The following is a 4,085-nucleotide window of genomic DNA, read 5'->3' on the forward strand; positions in this document are numbered from 1 at the left end:
GGGTTTGTTGTTTTACTTCCTTTGTAAGCTGTTGAATAGCTCCAGTTGGGCAAACTTCGCTGCACAAGGTACAATCGTAATTACAAAAACTTGTACTGTAATCCATCCTTGGCTGCATCATTCCCAAGATGCCATATTCCATGAAAGCAGGTTGTAAAACTTTCGTAGGGCAAGCACTTACACATAAATGACAGGAAGTACAGGTATCAGTGAAATGCTTTATCCCTTTTGATCCCGGAGGACAAACCACATTTTTTTTAACAGAAGTTTCAGCTTTGCTTTGTGAAAAAGCCAAAGAAGACAAACCTGCAGCGCCCACAGTTAATGCGAGTGACTTTGCCAGAAATGCCCTCCGCTCATTGCCTGTGGTTTCCACTTCAGGCACAACGGCTATTGCCTTATGGGGGACAAGATTTAACCTGATAGCATTTTCAGGACATGCTGCAAGACAATTAAAACAATCCACACAACGGCTAAAATCAACACTTTGATCTTTGATATTGATACATTCTGATTTGCAGACTTTTGAACATTTTCCACATTGAGTACAGCTGGTGGTATTGATCTTAATTTTGAAAAACGAAATTTTGGACAATAAGCCCAGTAATGAGCCCACCGGACAAACCGTGTTGCAGTATAATCTTCCCCGCCCGAATGATAAAACAATCAACAGAATAAGCATCAATGCAGGAAAAATAAAGGTCAGCAAATTAACCTTGACCAAATCAACCGGATAGAGGAAAAAAATATCTCTTTTCTCCAAAATTGAAGCTATTCCATTGTTTAATTTAATAAATAACGGGCGTACAAAATCAGAAACAAATCTTCCAAAATTGCTATACGGATCTAAAAGCCCCAGAACAAAAGTACTTCCGGCCAGAAGGGATAGAACGGTAAGAGCAAGAATCGTATATCTCAGTTTGGTCCAGGGTTGAGAAAAATGGAAAGATTTTTTTTTCTTTCTGAATATCCTGGAAATAAACGAAACCATATCCTGAAAAATACCCAATGGGCAAATAGCCGAACAATACACCCGGCCACACAGTGCAGTAAGCAGCAGTATGATAATAAAACCGGCAGATGCCAGGCTCAGCAAATTGACAAATTTGATCAATGAAGGCACAAATTGCAAAAAAAGGATACCTTTGAACTGAGCTGAAGTCAATATATTTCTGAAATCAAGAAATATAAATGCAGTAAATAAGAAGAAAAGCAGACCTGTAACTACCCTTAATTTTTTTAAATGACGTTGAAACATGAATGTCTGAAGTTAATTCCGTGATTAGATTTTAATTCGTTTAATTCTAAGACTATCGGTGTTGCTGTTTCCTACTCCTGCCTCATGAGCTAAAGGAATATACTTCACTTCATGGGGTTCGACACCAAACATTTTGGCTCCTGCAGCATCAATTGCAACTATATCAGGAGAAACCAACAATGATTTCATCAATGAAACATCACCTACAGATACTCCTTTGGGGCCATTTTTTTTAATAACCCGGTAAGCATCCAACACTGTAAGATTAGGCCTTCTATACGTGGCAAAATCGGCAATACATTGGTGTAAATCATTTTTATGCCAAAATCTTCTGTCCCAGACCACACCCATCATATTTTTCATTCCTGCAGTAACGGTGCTACCTCCATGATGTTTCAATACCGGGACGTTGATAAATACGTCACAATTGACAATTAATTCATGCACCCTGGCTGATTTCAGATTTTTACCGCGAGGAATGCTCACTTCCTTATACATACTTTCACTCTTGCCGGTAACCATTTTTCCACCTGCAGCTTTGACTGCCTCTTCTATCCCACTATTCCGGTAACTTTTGGTCCATTCGTCGCAAGAATTATCGAAGACATAAACTTCTTTAGCACCGGCTTCATAGCAACGTTTTACAATACGTCCTACCAGCTTGGGATTTGTATTGGAACCTCTTTCAGGTGGCGCGTCCCAACCAATATTAGGTTTGACAACCACAGTCTGCCCTTTTTTTACGAAATTTTTCATTCCGCCAAGAGCGGCAATAGCCATGTCGAACATGATCTCAGGTTCTCCACCTTTCACCGCCACCAAATCATACGCCAAACGCTTACTACGAGGTGCGGTTTCAGCCATCACCTCACCCATATTTGAAAAAATCAAAGCAGAACCAGTCAACAAACCTGTTCCAACACTTTTTTTAATAAAATCACGTCTTTCCATAAAATTAAATTTTGGGTAAATTTTAATAGTCAAGTAACCACAAAAATACAACATAATCTATATGCTGAGCATTTTGCCGGAAAAATTTATCTCCCTGAAGCCTTTATTTTCTGTTTACTGATATGAAAAATGATTATGTACAAAAATATTACCTTTACAGATTAGTTTAAATATAATTAATGAATAACAAAAGTTTAAGATTTTTATTGTTTTTAACTTAGAGAAATTACCCGTTCTTGTCCTTGTTCAGGTTATCTTTGCTGCCTGGGGATAAAAATTGGAAAAAACACACCTGACAAAAATGAAAATTCTTTATTATGATTGTTTTTCCGGAATAAGTGGAGATATGAACCTGGCAGCCATGATCGATCTGGGTGTCAATCCTGATTATCTAAAGTCCGAGCTGTCAAAACTTGCACTTTCCGGCTATGAAATTAAAATATCCAGAGATAAACGGAAAGGTATTGAAGGGACAAAAGTAGATGTAATCACTGACGAGCCCCAACATGTTCATACCCATCATCATCACTTTCATCTTTTGCCGGTAAAATGGAGTTCGCATCATGATCATCACCATCATCATGATCATGATGACAGTCATCATCAGAGGAACCTATCGGATATAGAACAAATCATCAGGGCAAGCGGGCTTAACGAAGCGGTTAAAACATTAAGTTTGAAAATGTTTAAAAAGGTAGCCGAAGCTGAATCAAAAATTCATGGAAAGCCTCTTTCTGAAGTTCATTTTCACGAAGTCGGAGCCGTTGATTCAATTATTGATATTGTCGGAGCTGCAATATGTTTCGATTTTTTAAAAGTTGATAAAATCATGAGTTCTACCGTTGAGTTGGGAGGCGGATTCGTAGACTGCGCACATGGAACTTTTCCTGTTCCTGCTCCGGCCACAGTTGAAATCATGAAAGGCATTCCGGTCAAAACAGGGGCTGTTCCTTTTGAAACTACTACACCTACCGGAGCAACCATTATTGCCAATAATGTGCAGGAATTTTCTGACAAACCGTTTTTTACCATTTTAAAAACCGGTTATGGAATCGGACACAGAGATACCGATATCCCTAATGTCCTGAGGGTGCTTCTTGCAGATACTCCTTCCACTAAAAACTTAAGCGAGGAAAGCAAATCTGGTCAGCCGTCTGCCGAAAATGAAAATACAATGATGATAGAATGTAACCTTGACGATATGAACCCCGAGTTATATGATTTTGTGATGGACAGGCTTTTTGAAGCTGGAGCATTGGATGTCTTCATTCTACCTGCCCTCATGAAAAAAAACCGTCCGGCTTCTGTCCTGTCCGTCTTATGTGATCAAACCAACCGGGATAAAATTTCAGAAATATTGTTAACAGAAACCACCACATTGGGATTACGAGCCTATCCTGTATCCCGTCAAACATTAAAAAGAGAACATTTAACGGTGGAAACGAAATATGGTCCGATCCGGGTAAAAAAAGCATTTTATCGCGATTCTGTAATAAAACAGAAACCCGAATATGAAGACTGCAAAAATGCTGCCATACAGCATCAGGTAGCCATTCGTGAAGTATATGAAGAGGTCAAAAGAATGACCGAAGGATTGAATAAATGAGAAATTAATTTTTCAACAAAAGGATCAGTGGGTATATTCGTTCGGGTAAAAGAATAATAAATAAAGTCAAAAATATAATCATCAAAATAATATGAATTTGGATTTATTAAAAGACCTTCTGGAACAGGTAAAAGCAGGCGAAATTCAGGTCGACACGGCAGTAGAAAAATTAAAAGACCTGCCTTTTAAAGATATGGGATTTGCCAAAATAGATAATCACCGCGAAATACGGACCGGTTATCCGGAAGTAATCTTTTCTTCAGGGAAAAC

The 4,085-nt window shown here is 38.5% G+C and carries 4 protein-coding genes; 2 read left to right on the plus strand and 2 right to left on the minus strand.

Annotated features, from left to right (window positions below; genetic code table 11):
• Both Q8907_13715 and Q8907_13720 read right to left on the minus strand, forming a co-directional pair.
• On the minus strand, positions 1-1,258 hold a 1,258-nt coding region (locus Q8907_13715; protein MDP4275328.1), incomplete at its 3' end, for a 4Fe-4S binding protein.
• Between the two features lie 24 nt (positions 1,259-1,282).
• Positions 1,283-2,209: a DUF362 domain-containing protein gene (locus Q8907_13720; GenBank protein ID MDP4275329.1), complete on the minus strand. Its 927-nt coding sequence runs from the start codon at positions 2,207-2,209 to the stop codon at positions 1,283-1,285.
• Positions 2,210-2,510: 301 nt separating this feature from the next.
• Between Q8907_13720 and larC the strand changes: the two genes are divergently transcribed.
• Positions 2,511-3,815 (plus strand): nickel pincer cofactor biosynthesis protein LarC, encoded by a 1,305-nt coding sequence (larC, locus tag Q8907_13725; GenBank protein ID MDP4275330.1) that lies wholly within the window; start codon positions 2,511-2,513, stop codon positions 3,813-3,815.
• Between the two features lie 91 nt (positions 3,816-3,906).
• Positions 3,907-4,085 (plus strand): 1-(5-phosphoribosyl)-5-amino-4-imidazole-carboxylate carboxylase (locus Q8907_13730; GenBank protein MDP4275331.1); only part of this gene is annotated, 179 nt, incomplete at its 3' end.

The organism is Bacteroidota bacterium (assembly GCA_030706565.1).
GTDB lineage: Bacteria > Bacteroidota > Bacteroidia > Bacteroidales > JAUZOH01 > JAUZOH01.